At 60.6% G+C, this 22,687-nt stretch carries 20 protein-coding genes and 2 tRNA genes; 15 read left to right on the top strand and 7 right to left on the bottom strand.

Going from position 1 to position 22,687, the window contains the following annotated elements; genetic code table 11:
* Positions 1–29 precede the first annotated feature (29 nt).
* From ELQ88_RS06785 to ychF, 5 genes are all read left to right on the top strand, one after another.
* Positions 30–104 (top strand) — tRNA-Gln (locus ELQ88_RS06785).
* Between the two features lie 45 nt (positions 105–149).
* Positions 150–1,091, top strand: a complete 942-nt coding sequence (locus ELQ88_RS06780; protein WP_003208392.1) for a ribose-phosphate pyrophosphokinase — start codon at positions 150–152, stop codon at positions 1,089–1,091.
* A 141-nt stretch (positions 1,092–1,232) separates the two neighbouring features.
* Entirely contained in the window at positions 1,233–1,835 is a 603-nt protein-coding gene (locus ELQ88_RS06775) for a 50S ribosomal protein L25/general stress protein Ctc (RefSeq protein ID WP_128873677.1), read from the top strand.
* Positions 1,836–2,005: 170 nt separating this feature from the next.
* Positions 2,006–2,590, top strand: coding sequence for an aminoacyl-tRNA hydrolase (pth, locus tag ELQ88_RS06770; RefSeq protein WP_046030136.1), 585 nt, complete (start codon positions 2,006–2,008; stop codon positions 2,588–2,590).
* Between the two features lie 22 nt (positions 2,591–2,612).
* Positions 2,613–3,713 carry a redox-regulated ATPase YchF gene (gene ychF, locus ELQ88_RS06765; RefSeq protein WP_064675906.1) on the top strand — a complete coding sequence of 367 codons (1,101 nt, stop codon included), beginning with the start codon at positions 2,613–2,615 and terminating at the stop codon, positions 3,711–3,713.
* A 116-nt stretch (positions 3,714–3,829) separates the two neighbouring features.
* Here ychF and ELQ88_RS06760 read toward each other — a convergent pair whose 3' ends face one another.
* Positions 3,830–5,047 (bottom strand): MFS transporter, encoded by a 1,218-nt coding sequence (locus tag ELQ88_RS06760; RefSeq protein WP_128873675.1) that lies wholly within the window; start codon positions 5,045–5,047, stop codon positions 3,830–3,832.
* 296 nt (positions 5,048–5,343) lie between these two features.
* Here ELQ88_RS06760 and ELQ88_RS06755 point away from each other — a divergent pair.
* Positions 5,344–5,420: transfer RNA gene (locus ELQ88_RS06755), tRNA-Met, on the top strand.
* Between the two features lie 116 nt (positions 5,421–5,536).
* Here the strand turns inward: ELQ88_RS06755 and ELQ88_RS06750 are convergent.
* Positions 5,537–6,640 (bottom strand): DUF2817 domain-containing protein, encoded by a 1,104-nt coding sequence (locus ELQ88_RS06750; RefSeq protein WP_138964271.1) that lies wholly within the window; start codon positions 6,638–6,640, stop codon positions 5,537–5,539.
* 164 nt (positions 6,641–6,804) lie between these two features.
* Here ELQ88_RS06750 and ggt point away from each other — a divergent pair, with 164 nt between their 5' ends.
* The 3 genes from ggt to ELQ88_RS06735 all read left to right on the top strand — a co-directional run bounded on the left by ggt (position 6,805) and on the right by ELQ88_RS06735 (position 9,591).
* A complete protein-coding gene (gene ggt, locus ELQ88_RS06745) occupies positions 6,805–8,637 on the top strand; it encodes a gamma-glutamyltransferase (protein WP_138964269.1) in 1,833 nt (610 codons plus the stop codon).
* 276 nt (positions 8,638–8,913) lie between these two features.
* Entirely contained in the window at positions 8,914–9,216 is a 303-nt protein-coding gene (locus tag ELQ88_RS06740) for a type II toxin-antitoxin system HigB family toxin (RefSeq protein WP_128873673.1), read from the top strand.
* A 3-nt stretch (positions 9,217–9,219) separates the two neighbouring features.
* Complete coding sequence (locus tag ELQ88_RS06735) at positions 9,220–9,591, top strand: helix-turn-helix domain-containing protein (RefSeq protein ID WP_128873672.1); 372 nt, start codon at positions 9,220–9,222, stop codon at positions 9,589–9,591.
* A 70-nt stretch (positions 9,592–9,661) separates the two neighbouring features.
* Here the strand turns inward: ELQ88_RS06735 and ddlA are convergent, their stop codons facing one another.
* Together ddlA and ELQ88_RS06725 are read right to left on the bottom strand one after the other, a co-directional pair.
* Complete coding sequence (gene ddlA / locus ELQ88_RS06730; protein ID WP_138964267.1) at positions 9,662–10,756, bottom strand: D-alanine--D-alanine ligase; 1,095 nt, start codon at positions 10,754–10,756, stop codon at positions 9,662–9,664.
* Between the two features lie 29 nt (positions 10,757–10,785).
* The gene (locus ELQ88_RS06725; protein ID WP_138964265.1) at positions 10,786–12,099 is read right to left on the bottom strand and encodes an MFS transporter; all 1,314 of its coding nucleotides are present in this window, start codon (positions 12,097–12,099) and stop codon (positions 10,786–10,788) included.
* A gap of 202 nt (positions 12,100–12,301) precedes the next feature.
* Between ELQ88_RS06725 and ELQ88_RS06720 the strand changes: the two genes are divergently transcribed.
* Together ELQ88_RS06720 and ELQ88_RS06715 are read left to right on the top strand one after the other, a co-directional pair.
* Positions 12,302–13,720 (top strand): TIGR00366 family protein, encoded by a 1,419-nt coding sequence (locus ELQ88_RS06720; protein WP_128873669.1) that lies wholly within the window; start codon positions 12,302–12,304, stop codon positions 13,718–13,720.
* A 109-nt stretch (positions 13,721–13,829) separates the two neighbouring features.
* Positions 13,830–15,002 (top strand): hypothetical protein, encoded by a 1,173-nt coding sequence (locus ELQ88_RS06715; protein WP_138964263.1) that lies wholly within the window; start codon positions 13,830–13,832, stop codon positions 15,000–15,002.
* A 111-nt stretch (positions 15,003–15,113) separates the two neighbouring features.
* On the opposite strand, the gene can is transcribed toward ELQ88_RS06715, so the two are convergent.
* On the bottom strand, positions 15,114–15,758 hold the full coding sequence (gene can / locus ELQ88_RS06710) for a carbonate dehydratase (protein ID WP_128873667.1): 645 nt from the start codon (positions 15,756–15,758) through the stop codon (positions 15,114–15,116).
* 168 nt (positions 15,759–15,926) lie between these two features.
* On the opposite strand from can, the gene ELQ88_RS06705 reads away from it, so the two are divergent.
* A complete protein-coding gene (locus ELQ88_RS06705; RefSeq protein WP_138964261.1) occupies positions 15,927–16,331 on the top strand; it encodes a serine kinase/phosphatase in 405 nt (134 codons plus the stop codon).
* A gap of 125 nt (positions 16,332–16,456) precedes the next feature.
* On the opposite strand, the gene rimI is transcribed toward ELQ88_RS06705, so the two are convergent.
* Positions 16,457–16,909, bottom strand: a complete 453-nt coding sequence (gene rimI / locus ELQ88_RS06700) for a ribosomal protein S18-alanine N-acetyltransferase (protein ID WP_128873665.1) — start codon at positions 16,907–16,909, stop codon at positions 16,457–16,459.
* The gene (locus ELQ88_RS06695; RefSeq protein ID WP_138969485.1) at positions 16,902–17,642 is read right to left on the bottom strand and encodes an energy transducer TonB; all 741 of its coding nucleotides are present in this window, start codon (positions 17,640–17,642) and stop codon (positions 16,902–16,904) included. Before ELQ88_RS06695 ends, rimI begins: the two co-directional genes overlap by 8 nt.
* A gap of 207 nt (positions 17,643–17,849) precedes the next feature.
* On the opposite strand from ELQ88_RS06695, the gene mksB reads away from it, so the two are divergent.
* Genes mksB through mksF form a run of 3 tightly spaced genes read left to right on the top strand, consistent with a single transcriptional unit; the run spans position 17,850 to position 22,670 of the window.
* Positions 17,850–19,142: an Mks condensin complex protein MksB gene (mksB, locus tag ELQ88_RS06690; protein ID WP_224790917.1), complete on the top strand. Its 1,293-nt coding sequence runs from the start codon at positions 17,850–17,852 to the stop codon at positions 19,140–19,142.
* Positions 19,132–19,833, top strand: a complete 702-nt coding sequence (mksE, locus tag ELQ88_RS06685) for an Mks condensin complex protein MksE (protein ID WP_128873663.1) — start codon at positions 19,132–19,134, stop codon at positions 19,831–19,833. The genes mksB and mksE overlap by 11 nt, the downstream gene beginning before the upstream one ends.
* On the top strand, positions 19,830–22,670 hold the full coding sequence (gene mksF, locus ELQ88_RS06680) for an Mks condensin complex protein MksF (RefSeq protein ID WP_138964259.1): 2,841 nt from the start codon (positions 19,830–19,832) through the stop codon (positions 22,668–22,670). Before mksE ends, mksF begins: the two co-directional genes overlap by 4 nt.
* The last annotated feature ends 17 nt before the right edge of the window (positions 22,671–22,687 follow it).

Below are 22,687 nucleotides of genomic sequence, written 5' to 3'. Positions count from 1 at the left end.
GAGTACTGGGTACTCGTTGCAACAGATACAGGGGCGTCGCCAAGCGGTAAGGCAGCAGGTTTTGATCCTGCCATGCGTTGGTTCGAATCCAGCCGCCCCTGCCATTTTCTATACTCATCCAGGTTACCCTCAGCCTCTAGGTACTGCGCGTGTCCAAGATGATGGTCTTTACGGGGAATGCTAACCCCGATCTGGCTCGGCGTGTTGTACGTCAGCTGCATATCCCTCTCGGTGACATCTCTGTCGGCAAGTTTTCCGACGGCGAAATTACTGCCGAGATCAATGAAAACGTCCGCGGTAAAGATGTCTTCATTATTCAGCCGACTTGCGCTCCGACGAACGATAACCTGATGGAACTGGTAGTGATGGCTGATGCCTTCCGCCGCTCCTCGGCTACTCGTATCACTGCTGTAATTCCTTACTTTGGTTATGCCCGTCAGGATCGCCGTCCGCGTTCCGCACGTGTGGCTATCAGCGCGAAAGTCGTGGCTGACATGCTTACCGTAGTCGGCATCGATCGTGTTCTCACGGTTGATCTGCATGCTGACCAAATCCAGGGTTTCTTCGATATTCCGGTAGATAACATCTACGGCTCCCCGGTTCTGGTGGATGACATTGAAGATCAGCGCTTCGAAAACCTGATGATCGTGTCCCCGGACATTGGTGGCGTCGTGCGTGCACGTGCCGTTGCCAAATCCCTGGGCGTGGACCTCGGGATCATCGACAAACGCCGTGAGAAAGCCAATCACTCTGAAGTGATGCATATCATCGGCGATGTCGAAGGGCGTACCTGTATTCTGGTCGATGACATGGTCGATACCGCCGGCACCCTGTGCCACGCGGCCAAGGCCCTGAAAGAGCATGGCGCTGCCAAGGTTTTCGCCTACTGCACACACCCTGTGCTGTCCGGTCGGGCGATCGAAAACATTGAAAATTCCATGCTGGACGAACTGGTGGTGACTAACACCATCCCGTTGTCCGCTGCTGCTCAAGCCTGCTCGCGTATCCGTCAACTGGATATCGCGCCGGTAGTTGCCGAGGCGGTCCGCCGCATCAGCAATGAAGAATCGATCAGCGCGATGTTCCGCTAAGGGCCCTGCCCTTCTCGAATGTCTCGTTGACGAAAAGCGCCCCGCCCCGGCATTCCTGTCGGGGCGGGGCTTTTTTGCCCATATCGCCTTTAGCGCTGGTCGCAAACGCTGGGGCGAATGTGGTTATTTTGGAGATACAACATGAACGAATTTACTCTGAATGCTGAAGTGCGTTCCGACCTGGGGAAAGGTGCGAGCCGCCGCCTGCGTCGTCTCGCAAGCCTGGTACCAGCTGTAGTTTACGGTGGCGAAAAAGCCCCTGAATCCATCAGCATGCTGGCTAAAGAAGTTGCCAAACTGCTCGAAAACGACGCGGCTTACAGCCACATCATCGAGCTGAACGTTGGCGGCACCAAGCAAAACGTAATCATCAAGGCTCTGCAGCGTCACCCGGCCAAAGGCCACGTGTTGCACGCTGACTTCGTACGCGTTGTAGCTGGTCAAAAGCTGACCGCTATCGTGCCTGTACACTTTGTTGGTGAAGAAGCTCCGATCAAGAAAGGCGGCGAAATTTCGCACGTTGTTTCGGAAATCGAAGTGACCTGCCTGCCAAAAGACCTGCCTGAATTCATCGAAGTCGACCTGGCTGACGCCGAAATCGGCTCGATCATTCACCTGTCCGACCTCAAAGCCCCTAAAGGCGTTGAGTTTGTTGCTCTGGCACACGGTGACGACAAGGCTGTTGCCAACGTTCACGCTCCACGTGTTGCTCCAGAAGCTACCGAAGAAGGCGCAGCAGAGTAATTCACTCTGCGATGCCGGAGTGATCAAGTAACATCGCGGACTGGAACGTAGCGAGAAAGCGGGCGAGAACGCGGAGTTTACATAATGGTAAATGAGCACTTGTCGTCCACTTTCGCCGCACACACCGGTCGCGGCGATGTTATCCACCACTCCAAGGAAGGGCCCCTATCGTGACTGCCATCAAACTGATCGTTGGCTTGGGAAATCCAGGCGCTGAATACGAACAGACCCGGCATAACGCAGGGGCCCTTTTTGTTGAGCGCATCGCGAACGCACAGGGCGTAAACCTTGTGGCGGATCGCAAATATTTCGGCCTGACCGGGCGCTATTCGCATCAGGGTCAGGATGTTCGTCTGCTGATTCCCACCACGTACATGAACCGCAGCGGCCAGGCCGTAGCGGCACTCGCCGGTTTCTTCCGCATCAAGCCCGAAGAAATCCTCGTGGCGCACGACGAACTCGACCTGCCTCCGGGCGTTGCCAAGCTCAAACAGGGCGGCGGCCATGGCGGTCACAACGGGTTGCGCGACATCATCGCGCAACTGGGCAATCAGAATACCTTTCACCGCTTGCGGCTTGGCATTGGCCACCCGGGCGTTGCCAGTATGGTTTCAAATTTCGTCCTGGGTCGTGCGCCACGCGCCGAACAGGAAAAACTCGATGCCAGCATCGATTTTGCCCTCGGCGTGCTGCCGGATATCCTCGCCGGTGAATGGAACCGCGCGATGAAAAACCTGCACAGCCAGAAGGCCTGACACTTATCCGAGGGGAAACACCATGGGATTCAATTGCGGCATCGTCGGCCTGCCTAACGTCGGCAAGTCCACCCTGTTCAACGCCCTGACCAAATCCGGGATCGCGGCCGAGAACTTCCCCTTCTGCACCATCGAACCGAACACCGGTATCGTGCCGATGCCGGATCCGCGCCTGGAAGCCCTGGCAGCCATCGTCAATCCCAAGCGCATCCTGCCGACCACCATGGAATTCGTCGACATCGCTGGCCTGGTTGCCGGTGCCTCGAAAGGTGAAGGCCTGGGCAACAAGTTCCTCGCCAACATCCGCGAGACCGATGCCATCGCCCACGTGGTCCGCTGCTTCGAAGACGAGAACGTGATTCACGTCTCCAACAGCGTCGACCCGAAACGCGACATCGAGATCATCGACCTGGAACTGATCTTTGCCGACCTCGACAGCTGCGAGAAGCAACTGCAGAAAGTCGCTCGCAACGCCAAGGGTGGCGACAAGGACGCCGTGGTCCAGAAAGGCCTGCTGGAGCAACTGATCGCTCACTTCACCCTCGGCAAGCCTGCGCGCACGCTGATGAAGACCATGGGCGCCGACGACAAGGCGGTGATTCGTGGTTTCCACCTGCTGACCACCAAGCCGGTCATGTACATCGCCAACGTCGCCGAAGACGGGTTCGAGAACAACCCGCTGCTGGACATCGTCAAGGCCATCGCCGAAGAAGAAGGCGCCATGGTGGTTCCGGTCTGCAACAAGATCGAAGCCGAAATCGCCGAGCTGGATGACGGCGAAGAGAAAGACATGTTCCTCGAGGCCCTGGGCCTGGAAGAGCCAGGCTTGAACCGCGTGATCCGCGCCGGCTACGAGATGCTGCACCTGCAGACCTACTTCACCGCCGGTGTCGAAGAAGTCCGCGCCTGGACCGTCCGCGTCGGTGCCACCGCACCCCAAGCCGCTGGCGTGATCCACACCGATTTCGAAAAAGGCTTCATCCGCGCCGAAGTCATCGCCTATGACGACTTCATCCAGTACAAGGGCGAAGCCGGCACCAAGGAAGCCGGTAAATGGCGTCTGGAAGGCAAGGATTACATCGTTAAAGACGGCGACGTGATGCACTTCCGCTTCAACGTGTAAAAACAGCTACGCAACAAAAAGCCGCGTTTGATACGCGGCTTTTTTGTGCCTGAAATTCCGTCCACCGCAATCCTGTAGGAGCCGGCTTGCCGGCTCCTACAGGAGATTGGCGTGGGTCAGGTCTTTTTGGTTCGCGGCAGAAAGATCGCCAGCACGCCAAACAACGGCAGGAACGAACACAGGAAGTACACGTACTCGATGCCGTGAACATCCGCCAGATACCCCAGCAACGCCGCGCCAATCCCGCCAAAACCGAACATCAGGCCGAAAAACACCCCGGCAATCATCCCGACATTGCCTGGCACCAATTCCTGGGCGTACACCACGATGGCCGAGAATGCCGAAGCCAGGATGAAGCCGATCACCACGCTGAGAATGCTGGTCCAGAACAGGTCGACATGAGGCAGGAGCAAGGTGAAGGGTGCCACGCCAAGAATCGAGAACCAGATCACTGCCTTACGCCCGATCTTGTCGCCGATCGGCCCGCCGAAGAAGGTCCCCGCCGCTACCGCTCCGAGAAACAGGAACAGATGCAGCTGTGAACTGGCCACCGACAGGTCGAATTTCTCGATCAGGTAAAAGGTGAAGTAGCTGGTCAGGCTGGACATGTAGAAGTACTTGGAGAACACCAGCAACCCCAGCACCACCAAGGCACTGATCACCCGGTTTTTCGACAAGCCGTGCGTCGCCGCCTGACCCTGCTTGAGCTTGAACAGGCTCAGGTGATTGGCGTACCAGCGACTGATCCGATAGAGCACGAACAGGGCAAATACCGCGAACAGACCGAACCAGGCCACATGGCCCTGACCGAAAGGAATGATGATCGCTGCAGCGAGCAACGGACCAAAGGCCGACCCCGCATTGCCACCGACCTGAAAGGTCGATTGCGCCAGGCCGAAACGCCCACCCGAAGCCAGTCGCGCCACGCGAGACGCTTCCGGGTGGAAAGTCGATGAGCCGATGCCGATCAGCCCCGCTGCCAGCAGAATCATCGGGAAGGTGCCGACCACCGACATCATCAGAATGCCGATCAGCGTGCACACCGTCCCGGCCGGCAGCAGCCAGGGCTTGGGATGTCGATCGGTGTGATAACCGACCCACGGCTGCAGCAGCGAGGCCGTCAACTGAAAGGTCAGGGTGATCAGGCCGACCTGGGTGAAGGTCAGGCCATAGTTGGCCTTGAGCATCGGGTAAATCGACGGCAGCACCGACTGGATCAGGTCGTTGATCAAATGCGCCAGGGCCACGGCACCGATGATGCGCATGACCAAAGGGCTGCTTTGTGAAGTCGCGGATGCCGGCTGAGCGCCGGTCTGGACATTACTGATAGCCATGAGAATTTCCGTACAGCGGATGGGTGCACACAGGCAGGTGCGTCAATGTGCCATTTTTCAGTGCGGCAGCGCCATCCCCTTAGCCTGCTAACGACCTCAAAAAAGGGGTGATAGCGCGACGCCTTGGTCTAACGGTGTGTCTGGATCAGCGTCTGGTTATTACGATTTCATCCCAGTTGACGCCCTCACCTGGCCCGATTTTCTGGGGCAGGTGGATAACCGGTTGAAAGCGTAGAGAAATATTTTAGATTTACGCTTGACGCATTGTCGTTTGCGGTGAATAATGCGCGCCACTTGGCTACATAGCTCAGTTGGTTAGAGCATAGCATTCATAATGCTGGGGTCCGGGGTTCAAGTCCCTGTGTAGCCACCAAGTACTAAAAACGGCTTACCGAAAGGTAGGCCGTTTTTTTATGCCCCTGAAAAACCGGCTGCTGGCGAAGGGTCCCGACCAGGCTCCACAGAACCTGAGTCGGACCAAGACACCTGTCACATCGCCGCCAACGCGGACAACCCCCGCTCCCAGATCTGCCAGGTACGCAGCCAGACCATCGCCTGCCAGTCGTTGTCGGCGGGATAGAACTGCTCGAGCAGATTCAGTTTGATCCCGCGCCCCACCGCATCATGCGGATTGCCATGCAGATGCAACCAGTGGTCATCGCGCAAGTGACGGTGAACCTCTGCCCCCGGGTAAGTCCCGCACTCGATCACAAAAGGCATCAACCGTACCTGCGGCAACGCATCGATCAGCGCCTGTGAGGTATAACCTGTGGCTGTCGCGGCAACCCCGGTTTCGCTCAGCGTGTCGGCACCGGTCAGCAGTGTGTAGAGCCACGGACCGTAGATAGTCTGCGCGTCTTGCAGCGCCGGATAGGCCGACTCGGTAATCGTCAGCAACATCGGATGACCGTACTCCCCGGCCCCGGTATGCAAGTCAAAACACATCGCGACGTCGGCGTGGGCGACGTGTTGCTCAATGATCTGATGCAGCGTGCGATTCGACCAGCTCGGCGCCAGCCCGCCGTAAAACAGGCCATCGGCATGACTGTGCTGGCCGCCTTCGACAATCGACATCACTGCAGGCCAACCCTGTTCGCGAATCTGCTGGTCGAGCAGCTCATCGGCACGCTCGCGTTCGGGGCCTTGCAGCTCGCCGCACGCATAAATTTCATGCAGCGCTGCATAGGCCTGATTGTCCGGCAGCGGGCGCTCGAAGTTCAGGTGATTGCGGTTCAGGTCGATATTGTCTTCATTGACCCGGCGCAGCCAGGCCGTGCCCCAGGGATTGATCAGATGCACAAACACCACCGCGACATCGGCCGGCAGTGAACGGCTGCCCAACGTCTGCAGCCACTTGATCTGACATCCCGAACCATAGAAGCCTTCGACCCCGTGGGTACCGCTCAGCGCGATCAGCAAGCGTTTGGCGGCCGGATTGCCGAGTACCGCCACATCGGTGCTCAACGGCTCCCCGAACGGCCCCTGGAGTGGGTGCGGGTAGTGGGTCAGTGTCGCGCCGGCCGCCGTCGCCGCGGCGAGGAATTGTTCGCGCTGGGTGCGGTAACTTGGCTGGGTGGGGAAGTCTGTGTGCATGCTTGCCTCTTGTTGATCTTCTGCCCTGTCTGTTGCCCTCGACCCTACAGAAAATGCATTGACTGATGAAGGAAAAACGCGTCTTTGCCGTAGGCCATGGTTTGCGTCACTGGCTGTCGGCCGATAAAGTCCTCGGATCTTTTCCCACGGATGGAGTGCCCCGCGTGTCCTCAGCCTTTGACTTGAGCCGCTATCGCCTGTCAGCGCTGTCGCTGATTGCCACTGCCTTGGTCCTTGCGGCGTGCAATGCTCCGCCCGCTTCGACATTACCAATCGCACCGGAAGCCGCCTCGGGCTACCGCACCGACCTGCACACCCGGCACGCCTCGAAATACATGGCGGCAGCGGCCAATCCCCTGGCGGCCGAAGCCGGGCGGGAGATGCTGCGCCGGGGCGGTTCAGCCATCGATGCCGCCATTGCGATGCAAGCGGTGCTGACACTGGTCGAACCGCAGTCCTCGGGCATCGGCGGGGGTGCGTTGATCGTGCTCTGGGACGGCAAGAGCGTGCGCACTTACGACGGTCGCGAAACCGCACCGGCCGGCGCCACCGAGAGACTCTTCCTACAGGCCGACGGCCAACCGATGCCATTCCCCCAGGCGCAGATCGGTGGTCGTTCCGTGGGCACGCCGGGGGTGTTGCGCGCACTGGAACTGGCTCATCACAAACACGGCCGCCTGCCATGGGCACAGCTGTTCGAGCCGGCGATCGAACTCGCCGGGCAAGGCTTCGCCATCTCCCCGCGCCTGCATCGACTGATCGCCTCGGACTCGTCCATCCGACGCTCGCCGGACATGGCGGCGTATTTCCTCAATGCCGATGGCAGCCCGAAGGCCGCGGGCACACAACTGAAAAACCCGGCATTGGCCGCCGTGTACAAACGCATTGCCCAGGAGGGTCCCGATGCGCTGTACAAAGGCCCCGTCGCCCAAGAGATCGTCGCCAAGGTTCAAGGCCATGCCAACCCCGGCAGCCTGTCGCTGAACGATCTTCAAGGCTACAGCGCCAAGGAACGCGCGCCGCTGTGCACCGACTACAAACGCTGGCAAGTCTGCGGCATGCCGCCGCCGTCGTCGGGCGGGATCGCCGTGGCACAGATCCTCGGCACCTTGCAGGCTCTGGAAACCCGCGACCCACGCTTGGCCCTGGCGTCCTTGAAACCGCTCAAGACGGACAAGCCTGCGGGCCTCGAGCCGGCCCCTGACGCCGTGCACCTGATTGCCGAAGCCGAGCGCCTGGCCTACGCCGACCGCGCGCAGTATGTCGCCGACACGGACTTCGTGCCCGTTCCCGTCAAAGGCCTGGTAGACCCGACCTACCTGGCCAGCCGCGCCGCCCTGATCGGTGACCGCAGCATGGGCATGGCCAAACCCGGCACGCCGCCGGGCATCCAGTTCGCCTATGCGCCCGACCGTTCGCCGCTGCGCATCTCCACCTCGCAAGTGGTGGCGGTCGATGACCAGGGCGGGGCGGTGTCGATGACCACCACCGTCGAATCCGCCTTCGGCTCGCACCTGATGGTTCAGGGCTTCCTGCTCAACAACCAGATGACCGACTTCTCGTTCATCCCCGAGGAGAACGGGCAGAAGGTCGCCAACCGCGTCGAGCCCGGCAAGCGCCCCCGCTCATCCATGGCACCAACCTTGATCTTCGACCGCCAGAGCGGCGAATTCCTCGCCACAATCGGCTCCCCCGGCGGCTCGCAAATCATCGAATACGTTGCCAAATCCACCATCGGCCTGCTCGACTGGAACCTCGACCCGCAAACCGCCATCAGCCTGCCCAACTTCGGCAGCCGCAATGGCCCCACGGAACTGGAACGCGGACAGTTCAGCGCCGGATTGATCCAGGCATTGAAGGACAAAGGACACACTGTTACCGAGATCGACATGACCAGCGGGACCCAGGCGATTGTGCGGGTGAAGGATGCGCAGGGAAAAGCCGCGTTGGCAGGTGGGGCGGATCCGCGGCGTGAGGGGGCAGCGCTGGGAGACTGAGTCGTACGCTGGAACGAGAAAGGGCTTACCGGGAGGTAGGCCCTTTTTTATGGATAACCAATCCTGATCGGTCAGCTCGTGCAGCCTTTTCCTACCCGCAAATGGCTGCATCCTGAGTAGAGTTGAAGATTGATTTTCCCCGATTTTGCATTTAGCCCCGGCTTATCGACTCAGCTGTCGGAAGCGATTGATTACAGAAATCAAACTCGCCCTCCCACAGATCGGATGCGCCGCCACAGACTTGCATCAGTCCCAGCATGGGACTAGGATCATGCCATGAGAATCATCGCCATCAGTCACCTGAAGAGTTTTTGGAAAAGTTGCCCGGACGCGGAACCATCTCTCCTGGCCTGGATTGACGAGGCAAGAAATGCAGAGTGGAAAACGCCTGCGGATATAAAAGCGCACTTTGCCACCGCCAGTATTCTTAAAAGTCGCAGAGTCGTGTTCAACATCAAGGGCAATGACTTTCGATTAGTAGTCGCTGTGGCCTATCGCTTCGGCGCCGTATACATAAAATTTGTCGGCACTCACAAGCAGTACGACGCAATCGACGCTGATACCGTCGAGATGGAGTAACCCATGGATATTCGTCCGATTCACACCGCTGAGGATTACCGTGCAGCTCTCAAGGACGTGTCTGCGCTCTTCGACAATGAGCCTGAGCCGGGCACTCCCGAGGGTGACTACTTCGATATCATGATCACGCTCATCGAGGCGTATGAATCGAAGCAGTTTCCAGTCGATTTACCGAACCCGATCGATGCAATCAAATTTCGCATGGAACAGTCTGGCCTGTCCGCAGCTGATCTGGCACCTGCCATTGGCCGGACAAACCGGGTCTACGAAGTGCTTAATGGCAAGCGCGCCTTGACGCTCCCGATGATCTGGAAACTGCACGACCTTTTCGGTATACCAGCAGAAAGTTTGATCAAGCCTGTGAAGCAGCCCTGATCACGCGACGACCGGACGATCATCCTGATGCCTGTTGGGATCACTTGACCCATTCAGCGCCACCTACAGCCTAACGCGAGATCTTCAGCGCCTGTCGCGCCTTGTGCTTCTCCAGCGCCAGCTCGATCAGGCGGCTGACCAGCTCGCTGTAGGTCATCCCGGTGGCCTGCCACAGCTTGGGGTACATGCTGATGCGGGTGAAGCCGGGGAGCGAGTTGATCTCGTTGATCAGCACTTCACCGCTGTCGGTCAGGAACACATCGACCCGCGCCAGTCCGGAACAGCCCAACACCTGAAACGCCTCGACGGCCAAGGCACGAATGCGTTCGCTGGCCTCGGTGCTGATGTTGGCTGGGACCACCACTTCAGCCGCCTGATCGTCGATGTATTTGCTGTCGTAGGAATAGAACCCGCTGCGCACCACGATCTCGCCGCAACCGCTGGCGACGGCGTCCTCGTTGCCCAGTACCGCGCATTCGATTTCGCGGCCGCTGACGGCGGACTCGACCAGGACTTTTTCATCGAAATCCAGCGCCAGTTCGATCGCCGCCTGGTACTCGGCTTCATCGCTCACCTTGCTCACGCCCACGGAAGAGCCCTGGTTTGCCGGTTTGACGAACAGTGGCAGGCCGAGCTTGCCCTGAACCTCGGCGAACCCGGTGCGCGCCGCCGTGGCGCGGGTCAGGGTCACGAATGGCGTGACCGCCAGGCCAGCATCACGCAGCAGGCGCTTGCTGATGTCCTTGTCCATGCAGACCGCCGAGCCGAGCACATCGGAGCCGACGAACGGCAGGTCGGCCATGCGCAGCAAACCTTGCAGGCAACCGTCTTCGCCCAGGGTGCCGTGGACGATCGGGAAGATCACGTCGACATGGCCCAGCAGTTCCTGGCTGGAGGTTTCGACCAATTGCTGGCTGGCCTTGCCCGGCACGACGGCGAGCTCGCGGTTGGACTGGTTGAGGGCGATCAGCGCCGGACTCTCCTGGTTGAGCAGGAAGTTCGACGGATCGTTAAGGTGCCAGTGGCCTTGCTTGTCGATACCGATCAGCACCGGCTCGAAACGCGAACGATCCAGCGCATCGACAATATTTTTCGCCGACTGCAGCGACACCTCGTGCTCGGCCGATCGGCCTCCGAAAATAATCCCCACCCGCAACTTGCTCATTCAAGACTCCTCAGCGATTGGCCATTCGATTACACAACACTCGCGGCCGGGCAACCTCCGGCCCGCGGCATCCGCGCGCCGAAATACGCCGCACTGCTCACGCCGACGGCGCCCATCACCGCGCTGAAAATCACACAGATCCACGGGCTCCATGGCATCAGACCGATCAACAGCAGCGGGGTGACACTCGCCCACGCGGCGTAGGCAATGTTGTAAGTGAAGGAGATGCCCGAAACACGAATCCGCGCCGGAAACAGGCTGACCATCACCGACGGCACCGCGCCCACCACCCCGCAACAGAGACCGGCCACCGCGTACGCCAGACCGATCCAGCTGCCCCCGACGATCAGGCAGGTATAGAGCACGCCGATGCCCAACGGCAGCAGCAGGCTATAGAGCATCACCGTGCGCCAGGCGCCGATGCGGTCGACGAGCAACCCGGCGAGGACGCAGCCGATGTTCAGGAAAACGATGCCCAGCGCACTCAGGGCGAAGGTATGGCCGGCCGTCATGCCGAAGGTTTTCTGCATCATGGTCGGGGTGATGACCACGAACACCACCACCGCCGAGGTCAGCACGCAGGTGAGGAGCATCGCCGGCAGCATGGCCAGGCGATGTTCACGCAAGACCGTGCGCAGCGGCAGTTCGACCGCGGCATCGCGCTGGGCCTGCATGGCCATGAACACGGGCGTCTCGCTGAGCCAGCGACGCAGCCAGACGCCAATCACCCCAAACACGCCGCCCAGCAGGAACGGATAACGCCAGGCGTAATCGAGGATTTCCGCCGGGGTGAACGCCTGGGCGAGAAAGGTCGCCGTCAGGGCGCCGATCAGGTAGCCAAAGGTCAGGCCGGCCTGGAGGAAGCCGAGGGCATAACCGCGATGGGCCACGGGAGCGTGCTCGGCGACGAACACCCAGGCGCTCGGCACTTCCCCGCCGACTGCAGCGCCCTGCAGGATGCGCAGGGCCAATAGCAGCAGTGGGGCGAAATAGCCGATTTGTGCATAGGTCGGCATGATGCCGATCAGCAGGCACGGCAACGCCATCATCAGGATGCTCAGGCTGAAGACTTTCTTGCGTCCCAGCCGGTCGGCGAAATGCGCCATCAATATCCCGCCCAAGGGCCGCGCCAGATAACCGGTGGCGAATATCCCGAAGCTTTGCAGCAAGCGCAGCCATTCGGGCATTTCCGGCGGAAAGAACAGCTGGCTGAGGGTCAGCGCGAAAAACACGAAAATGATGAAGTCGTAGATTTCCAGCGCGCCACCCAAGGCTGCAAGGCCCAGGGTCTTGTAGTCGGAGCGAGTGAACGGCGCCGGGCGCGAATCGGTGTTGGCAGTCATGAACGGAACTCTGGCACAGGGCAAAAAACCAAGGCGCCCATGGTCTACGCAAATGCGCCAGCGGACAACCCGTTAGACCAAAGTCCAATACTGGTAAAACTTCGTCACAAAAAAAGGTCGATTGAATTACTGTTGGCAGCTGTCCAGACGGGCCTGTGCAGCCCTGATGACCTCAAAAAACATAAAAATCCGAGGTACTCCCGTGACCGCTGATATCGAAGATAGCCGCTCTGCCCGTTTTGCCCTGCGCTGCTCAAGCTTTGCCGAGCGCTGGTTCCCCGACTCCTGGGTGTTTGCCGCGCTGGCGGTGATCATCGTCGCCGTGGCCACCATGGCCATGGGCGCCAAACCCACCGATGCCGCCATGGCCTTCGGTGACGGATTCTGGAGCCTGATCCCGTTCACCATGCAGATGGCCTTCGTGGTGATCGGCGGTTACGTGGTCGCCAGCTCGCCACCGGCGGTGAAATTGATCGACCGCCTGGCACGCATCCCGAAAAACGGCCGTTCCGCCGTGGCCTGGGTCGCGCTGATCTCCATGGTCGCGTCGTTGCTGAACTGGGGCCTGTCGCTGGTGTTCGGCGGCTTGCTGGTGCGCGCCCTCGCCCGCCGTACCGATCTGAAAATGGATTACCGCGCCGCCGGTGCCGCCGCCTACCTGGGCCTGGGCGCGGTGTGGGCCCTGGGCCTGTCGTCCTCCGCGGCGCAATTGCAGGCCAACCCGGGCAGTCTGCCGCCGTCGATTCTGTCGATCACCGGGGTGATTCCGTTCACCCAGACCATCTTTCTCTGGCAGTCCGGCGTGATGTTGCTGGCGTTGATCGTGATCTCGCTGATCATTGCCTATGCCACCGCACCTGGCCCGAATTCCGCCCGTGATGCCCAAGCCTGCGGTATCGACCCGAGTTTCAACCTGCCGCCGCTGCAACCGCGCACCCGCCCCGGCGAATGGCTGGAGCACAGCCCGCTGCTGACGATTTTGCTGGTGCTGCTGGCGGCCGGATGGCTGTTCCACGAGTTCTCGACCAAACCGGCGATCAGTGCGATTTCCGGGCTGAACACCTATAACTTCCTGTTCATCATGCTCGGCGCCCTGCTGCACTGGCGCCCGCGCAGCTTCCTCGATGCCGTGGCCCGCGCGGTGCCGACCACCACCGGCGTCCTGATCCAGTTCCCGCTGTATGGCTCGATCGCCGCGCTGATGACCACCGTCAAAGGGACGGACGCCCAGACCCTGGCCCACCACATCTCGACCTTTTTCGTCAGCATCGCGTCCCACGACACCTACGCGCTGTTGATGGGAGTGTACTCGGCGATCCTCGGTTTCTTCATCCCGTCCGGCGGCGGCAAGTGGATCATCGAAGCGCCCTATGTGATGCAAGTGGCCAACGACCTGAACTACCACCTGGGCTGGGCCGTGCAGATCTACAATGCCGCCGAGGCGCTGCCTAACCTGATCAACCCGTTCTACATGCTGCCACTGCTGGGCGTGCTGGGGTTGAAGGCAAGGGACCTGATCGGATTCTCGTTCGTGCAACTGCTGGTGCACACACCGCTGGTGCTGTTGCTGCTGTGGGCGTTGGGGACGACGCTGACGTATACGCCGCCAGTGATGCCTTGACGCAAAAAAGGGCCGATATTTCCATCGGCCCACTTCTTGTCCAGCCCAGCCTGTTTCAGTATGTAGAGCGCCCGAAACCAAGGGCCCACACGCTGAAAAGGATCTGAGCATGTTCAAACTCGCAGGACTCACCCTCGCTACCCTAACCCTGAGCGCCGCCGCCCATGCCGATGTCGACCTGAAGCTGGGCAGTACCGAACGCGTCACCCGCCTGTTCGCCTACCCCAACAACTGCAACGTCATCTGTTTTCGCAACTGGACGCTGGAGCAAACCGTCGAGCATTACCTGAGCCAAAGCCTGCAGCGCGATGGCTACAGCGCGGCGACAGTGCGGGTCAAGACCGATAACGATCAGCTCTACGCCGACATCAGCGGCGTTCCCGACGGTTACGAGAAACCCTTGGCCGCGCTGCTCGACGCTGGCGACCTGGCCTACACCGGTGCCAGCAAATTGAATGCCGATGGCAAGTGGGCCTTCAGCTGGAATCTGTTCCTGCCATTGGGCATGGCCCTGGAAAATCGCAAGAGCGTCGAATTGCTGCACTTCCCGCCGGACTATTCGCTGACCCAGGCTCAGGATTACCTCCGGTCCGCCACCACCGATCGCTGGGCCACGCTGCTCACCGACAACGGCATCCCCGCCGAACAGACGCCGGGCTACCAGACCATCATCGACATCGCGCCGATTGCCGCGCCGTCCAGCGCCGGCAAGGACCTGGAAGGCGTCTACGACTACTTCAAGGACTACCAGACCACCATGGTCAAAAACGTCAGCCAGAACGCCAGTGGCGCGACATTGCCCATGGTCGCCTTTGGTGCGCCGGTGCGTAACTGGATCAAGCAGCAATATGGCCCGACCGTGAATGTTCTGGGGCTGGCAACCATCAGTCCCAGCGAAGGGGTCAAGGTGCCGGTGCTGGGTTCCAACCACCCGAGTTATATCTGGTACGCCGCCAATCCGGACAGCTACAGCGGCGACAACGCCCAGGCCCAGGCTGACACCGCGGGGCTGAAAATCATGGGCCAGGATTTGAGCGCTGCCTGCTGGCAGGCCGGCATGGGCAGCCAACCGGGGAGCGATCCGAACGTTCAGCTCAAAAGCTGCACCCAGACCTGGCAAGTGACCCGCAAGGAAAAGACCTGCGAGCTGTTCTACACCTCGATCCGCAACCTGACGCCTGAACAAGCCGTGGCCAAATGCGCGACGGCTCCGATCAAGTCGCAGCTCACACAGCTCAAGGTACCCGCGCCGGTGGGTGCGAACTCTGCGCCGAATCTGTAACGATGAGCGACTTTCCCGCGTAAGCCATGGCTGACGCGGAAAAGCGCGCTTTTTCCTCTGTCGGTCGACAAGCTGCAGCAGCAGTTTGCCTGCCGCTGCAGCTGAAGGCCCTTACAACACCTCGACCGGACGCAGGCGGTACTGCGGCGGCAACTGCTCGAAACCGCTGATGGTGGCGTTCAGGCTTTTCCAGCGACCATCCTTGATGCCATAGATGCAGCCGTGGATCGACAGTTTCTGCCCGCGGTGCCAGGCGTTTTGCACAATGCTGGTATGCCCGACGTTCGCCACTTGCTGGATCACGTTGAGTTCGCAGAGACGATCGACCCGCTCTTCTTCGGTGGGCAACTTGGCGAGCTCTTCGCGTTTTTCATAGTACAGATCGCGAATGGAACGCAGCCAGCCGTCGATCAGGCCCAACTGGCGATCCTGCATCGAGGCGCGCACCCCGCCACAGCCGTAGTGGCCGGTGACGAGGATGTGTTTGACCTTGAGCACGTCGACCGCGTACTGGATCACCGACAGGCAATTGAGGTCAGTGTGCAACACCACATTGGCCACGTTGCGGTGGACGAACAGATCGCCCGGCAGCATGCCGACGATTTCGTTGGCCGGCACCCGTGCATCGGAGCAGCCGATCCATAGGTATTCCGGGGTCTGTTGGCGAGCCAGCTTGGAGAAGAAGTCCGGATCTTCCTGCTTGATCGCTTCGGCCCAGCGTTCGTTGTTATCAATCAGATCTTGTAATTCGTTCATGCAATGAAGCCTCGTGAATGATGCGCTGATTTGACAGACAACCGCCCGTCTGGGTCACGCGCGAGATGCAGATTGCAGATGATGCATATTACCGGTGTTCCAGGCTGGCGGAATTCTGAGCAGCCCAGTGGGTCCACCGTAGTAAGGCCCACAGTATGAGGAATTACCATGACTGATACACGACGTCCGTACGAGGCGGCGCAACCCGAGCCCATTGACGACACCGAAGACCGCATGGGTTCGATGCGTGAGCTGGATTTCGATGAGGAACAACCGAGCGCCAAAATCGGCGACGAGCTGCCGGAGGCGGAGCGCGCGCGACTGATGCCCCGGGAACGCGTGCAGGAAGCCGGTATGACCGGCGCCTCGACCGATGACCATGAATCCACCGACGACGACATGAGCCCGGAAACATTGATCCGTGAAGACGGTGCGCGGGATGCTCAAGAGGCCGGTGAAGGTGACCAGGCGGATTGGGATTTGAGCATTGTCGATGAAGACGACATTGGTGGCGGCAACGGGCTGGATGAAGAGGAGATGGCGCGGCGGGATCCGATGGATGGTAAACGTTGATTTTCTTCGTCTGTTAAGACGCATTCGCGGGCAAGCCTCGCTCCCACAGGATTGGTGTCGGACACAACATGTGAGACCGACGCCCCCCCTGTAGGAGCGAGGCTTGCCGGCGAAGCTTTCAGGATTCAATCCACCAAGGTGCAGGCCATGACCACCGCATCTTCGCGCCCACCCACCGCCGGGTAGTAATCCCGCCGACGCCCGATCTCGTTAAACCCATACCGCTCATACAACCGAAACGCGGACCGGTTGCTGTCGCGCACTTCCAGGAAACATTCGCGCGCCTCGGCCGTGTAGGCAATCGACATCAGATGCTCCAGCAGCGTCAAGCCCAGGCCACGGCCCTGATTCTCCGGTTTGACGGTGATGTTCAGCAGATGCGCTTCATCGAGAATGATCTGCACCACACCATGACCGACCTGCTGCTGCCCTTCGAACATCAGCCAGATCTGGTACTTGCCCAGGCCATCGAGAAAAATCCCGCGGGTCCAGGGATGGCTATAGGCCGCATATTCGATTTTCAGTACGGCGTCCAGGTCCGCCTCGGTCATCGGGCGGAACGATACAGCATCACTCATTGGGTTCTTTCCAGCGCGCCATCAGCCGACGCATGGCTTGCCAGACATCAGCCTTACGCTGTGGCTCTTCCATTAATAATTCCAGGCCCGGCAGGGCCCAGACCGAGCCCAGGCCTTCGACCTGGAGTTCACGGTTGAATGCCTCGGCATTCGCTTCACCGGCAAAACGTAACGCTGGCAGGCCAATCAGCCACAGGCAGACGCACGGGGCGTCTTCCAGGCGGGCCGAAAGAAATCCTTGCACGAAATCGCGGGCGGCTTCCGGGCCCTGATCCATTGTGCCCCGGGCCAGCAACGGCCAGCGCACCGGCTCGCCGACGATTTGCGGGCTGTCCGGCAGACCGGCGGCGCGCAGCATGTCCTTGAGCAGCAGATAGGCAGGGTCGCGTGCCTGGAATGTTTCGCCTGTGGGTAACTCCACCAGCAACAGGCAGCGACCGGCTCGCAGCAATTGCAGGGCGAAACGGGGCGGCGGTACGACCGCCACCCTGCTCGCGACCGGGGCGGCGGCTTCTTCGACCTTGGCGTTCGTGCGCGTGCTGGCCAACGATGGCCGGGGCACTTCGATCTTTACCCGTTCGGCAGGTTTGACCCGCGGCTCCACGGGCGGCTCAGCCACAGGAGCCGGTGCAACCGGGGCGACAACCACGGGCTCGGGCGTTTCCAGGAGCTCGGGCCGCGACGGCGCAGCAAAGGGCAATTCGGTGCGCGGCAGCCAGTTGACCACCTGCATGGCGGCCAAATAAGCGCGGCGACGGGACTCGATAAGCAAAGGTCGGCCACTTGTGGATAACTGAAAGTGCAGGGATTCTACCGCCCTTCGCTCAAGATCGCCCGCGCTTGATAGACAGAAAAACGACAGTCCATCCCGAGAGTGATTTGCATTGGCCCCGATGCAGTACAATCGCGGCTTTCAATCGTCAGACAGCCGGCCATCCCGATGATCGAACCCAAGCGCGTCTTGCGCGCCCTCGCTGAACACTGGGCCCTTCTGGAGCCACTGTGCGAGCACTTCGACCAAGGCACCCTGAGCCTCAGCGAATTGCGTTCACAGTTGGCCGCCCAGCAACTGGACAGTACACCGCAGGACATCACCAGCCTGCTGGACGTGTGGATTCGCCTCGACATTCTGGTTCCGGTGGCGAAAAGCCCGAACCGTTTCGAGCTCAACGCGCAGATTCACGATTTCCTCGCTTACCTGCGCCGTGAACACCGCTTGGGCCTGTGCCTGGAGATCGAAGCCTATCTGCGCCATCTCGAGCGTCTGGCCGGCTACATCCAGGACGCCTTCGACATCCGCGACGGCAACGACCTCGCGCGCCAGCTGCGCCTGCTCGACATGCGCGTGCGGGACGTATTGAAGAAGCTCGCCAACGATGAACAGGCGCTGGTGGCCGTCGCCGAACGCGCCAAGACCAGCGACCGGCAGATTCCGCTGCGCCAGCGTTACGCTGAAGTGCTGGCGACCTGGGATGAATATGTCGAGCCGATGATCCAGTTGGTGAACGCCGACGGCGCCTTCGAACAAGGCGTGCGCAAGGTCGAAAACGTGCTGCTGAAGATGCTCACCGATCAGCAGCGTCTTGGCCACCTGGTCGATGACGACATGCTGTTGCGCACCCACGCGCGCATCCTCGAAATGCAGACCAGCGCCCAGCTGACCCTGCGCCATGCCCGAGAACTGCTGCTGCCGTTGCGTGAAGAAGCCCGCCGGCACAATGCCGTGACCCGTGGCGCGGCGCTGGCCCTGGCGGCCATCCGGCGCAAAGGCATCGACGCAGTGCCGCAAGCGGCGATGCCGATGTTCACCCGCCCGCAAAGCACCTTTCTCGGCAGCGCCAGTCAGGTTGAAGCCTATGTCTACGCCCTGGCCCGTTTCGAGCCGAAGCCGGCGCGCTTCCCCAAGGCCCACAACACCCAGAAAGGCGAAGTGCCGCGCGCGCCGCGCACGGTTCGGGAGATGCTCGAACGCTGCGAAGACGCCCTGCCGCTGCCGGACCTGATGACCTGGTTGCTGGAACAGGAACCGGACGGCGCCACCGACGAATTGCTCTACTGGTTCTCGCGCCTGTCGCGGGAAAAACGCTTTAAACGTGAGCGTCTGGAACGTCGCGATTACCACACTCACGAGCATCAGGTCAGCCTGCGCTCCTTCGCCCTGCTCTCGGCCCGCGACAGCGCCGCCGAGGATTCTGCGAGCACCCTCTATGCAAGTACCTCCCATGCACCTTGATCTATCCGAACTGTCTCAGCTGGCACCGATCTTTCGCGAGCTGTTCAAGGGCTACCACGTCAGCCGCCGTGATCCTGAGCTGTACGCGCAGCTGTCGAACTTCCAGGATCAGTACCGCACGCTGTTCAAGGCCTTGGGTTTTGAACTGGTCTGCGACACTCGTGGCTTCTATTATTTCGTGCCGGACCTCGCCGCAGCGGCGGTGAACAAGACCGCGCAACGCCTGGCGCTGTTTACCTTCATCCTGGTCGAACACCTGGCGGACCAGGGCCGAGACCCGGTCGCCGTGCTCGACGGTGGCAGCCTTGGTCGCGATGAACTGCCGTCGCTGCTGGAAAAATACCGCGACCTGTTCATCCAGGCCGAAGTGCAGACTGTCGAAGAGCTCGAAGAAAAAATCATGCGTCGCATGACCCAGCTCGGTTTCGCCGGCGAAGAAAACGGCGTCTACCGGTTCCTGCCGCCGATGCATCGCTTCCTCGACGTCTGCCTGTCGGTGCAGCAAGACCGTGATCTGGCGGCCAGCCTGCACAGCGTGCTGCCATTGCCGGCACCGGTACTGATCGATGACGACAGCGATGAACAGCTGCTGGAAACCGATGACCCGCTGGACCTCGCTGACTTCGAGGAAGAACACGAAGAAGACGCCCTGGCCCGCGCCATTGCCGAAGAACAGGAGACCGACGCATGACCAAGGAACGCTACGGCATTCGCCGTTTTGCCCTTTTGAATACCGCCGGTTACAGCCTCGGCCTGTTCCCTCTGGAAGAGCCGCTGTCGGTTTACGGCGCGAACAACCTCGGTAAATCCGCCTCGATCAACGCGTTGCAGTTCCCGATTCTGGCCCGCATGTCGGACATGAGTTTCGGCAAGTACAGCCTGGAACAATCGCGGCGCTTCTACTTTGCCTCGGACACCAGCTACATTCTGGTCGAAGTCTCGTTGCCCCACGGCCCGCATGTGATCGGTGTCGTCGGTCGCGGCCCGGGGGGCGGCTTCGGTCACCAGTTCTTTGCCTACGCCGGCAAGCTGGACCTGGCCCATTACCAGAAAAACGACACCTGTCTGCGCCAGAAAGAGCTGTTCACCAACCTCGAGCGCGAAGGGCTGAAAGCTTACGAACTCAAACCCGACGAACTGCGTCGCTTGCTGGTCGGCGGTCACACCTCGATCCCCCTGGACCTGACGTTGATCCCGCTGCGCTCCACCAGCGAGCAAAGCCTGAAGACCTTCCGCGCCCTGTTCATCAACCTGCTGCACATGCGCGAAATCACCGCGGCCAAGCTCAAGCAGCTGTTCCTCGATGCCTTCGAACACAGCCTGCGTTCCGGCAGCGTCGATTACATTGCCGCCTGCGAAGAGGCCTTCCGCGATGTACGCCGCATGGAGCAGGACTACAACTCGCTGGTCGCGGCCGGCCCATTGGTCGAGGCCTTGGCCAACGGCGTGAAACAACGGGACATCCTGCGCGGCAAACTGCACCGGATCTCGCCATTGCTCGATTCCCTGCTCGGCACCTGGTCGGACTACGCCGGTGCGCGCAAGGAAGAGCTGACGATCCAGGCCGAGCACTACCGCAACGAGCAGGATGCCCTGCAAAACAATCAGCGCGGCGGCACTCAGGAACTGATGCGCCTGGAGCGGGAAATCGCCGGCATCCAGCGCTGGCTCGGCGAATTGTCGGTGCTCAAGCATCGCTTCGCCCTGGTCGATGACGTCAAAGTCCTGGAGCAGCAACTACTCGCGGCCAAGGACGCGCACGATGAACTCGCTGGCGCACTGGCGCAGTCGCGACAGTTCAGTGCCGAAGACCTCGACGAGCGTCTGCGGGATCTGGAAAAACGCCTGAAGTCGGTCAGGCAGCAACTCGATCACGCCGACAACAACAGCTACGCCCGCCTGCGCGAAGAGTTCTCGCAACAGGACGTCGAACGCCTGATGCGCCTGTTCAACAGCGCCTTGTTCAGCCTGCCGCTGGGCGAGCATGGCATCACGCTGGATGAGGACGGTGCCTGGGTCAAATCCCTGGAGCTGATCCTCGACGGCTTCAAGGGCGAGCGCTTCGAAGTACCGGGCCTGTCCATCGATCTGTCGTCTATCGAACCTCCTGCCCTGCAGGCCCTGGCTGACCGCGCCGCGTTGCGCGATCAGAAAGAGCGTCTGGAAAAAGAACTCAAGCAGCTTAAAACCCAGGCTGCGGTGGCCACCGACCGTGCTGCGAGCAAGACCCAGACCGAAACCCTGTACCGCCAAGTGCTGGATGCACAGAAAGCCCTGGAAGATTTCCGTCGCGCGCAAACCTTGAGCGCCGAAGAAAGCGACAAGCTGGAACAACTCGCGCAGATGGAAGCGGCGCAGGACGAGTTGAAGCGCTCCAGCGATGCCTTCACCGAGCGCGTCCAGCAACTGTCGGCCAAGCTGCAATTGGTTGGCCGGCAGATTGGCGACATGGAAGCCAAACAACGCACCCTAGACGACGCCCTGCGCCGCCGTCAGCTGTTACCGGCCGACCTGCCGTTCGGCACACCGTTCATGGACCCGGTCGACGATTCCATGGATAACCTGCTGCCGCTGCTCAACGACTATCAGGACAGCTGGCAGGGCCTGCTGCGCAGCGATGGTCAGATCGAGGCGCTCTACGCCCAGGTTCGCCTCAAGGGCGTGGCCAAGTTCGACAGCGAAGACGACATGGAACGTCGCCTGCGATTGCTGATCAATGCCTACGCGCACCGCACCGATGAAGCCCTGACGCTCGGCAAGGCTCGCCGTGCGGCCGTGACCGACATCGCCCGGACCCTGCGCAATATCCGCAGCGACTACGACAGCCTCGAACACCAATTGGCGCTGTTCAACCGCGAGATCAACAAGCGTCAGGTGTCCAACCTGCAGAGTTTCCGCATCGTGCTCGCGCCGAACAAGGAAGCGCTCAAGCACATCGACCAGATCATCCACAGCGCCGGCCAGTATGAAGAGGGCGAAACCCTTTCCGTGTTCGACCTGAACCAGAGTGCCGATCAGGACAACAAGAACGAAGAAGCCAAGGAATACCTGGCGCGGCTGGTGGCCGCAAATCACAACCAGCTCGGCCTCAAGGACCTGTTCGAACTGGCATTCGAGATCACCAAGGTCAACGGATCGCCGGTGATTCACACCGACATCGATGGTGCGGCGTCCAACGGCACCACGATGACGATCAAGGCGCTGACCAACATGTACTTGTTGCTGCACTTGATGGACCGCGACCAGGCCGGTCGCGTGCGCCTGCCGTACTACCTCGACGAGGCGGCGGACATCGATGAGAAAAACCAGGCGGCGCTGCTGGAAACCAGTCTGCAACTGGGCTTCGTGCCGATTCTGGCCAGTGTGAAGCCGCAAGTCTGCGCCAGTGTTGCCATTGACCTGGAAGGTGGCAGTGGGCCGAACGGGATCTATATCGACGAGGCGGACTGGAAGTACATTCGTCGGCATGATGAGGTGAAGCCAGCGGTCAATGTCGAAGCCGATGAACCGGAGTTGGATGCGGTCTGATCTGCATTAGATGTTTG

Origin of the sequence: Pseudomonas sp. MPC6 (genome assembly GCF_006094435.1) — a bacterium.
Lineage (GTDB): Bacteria > Pseudomonadota > Gammaproteobacteria > Pseudomonadales > Pseudomonadaceae > Aquipseudomonas.
The sequence above is the reverse complement of the archived record's forward strand: the minus strand, read 5'-3'. Positions and strand labels throughout refer to the sequence as shown.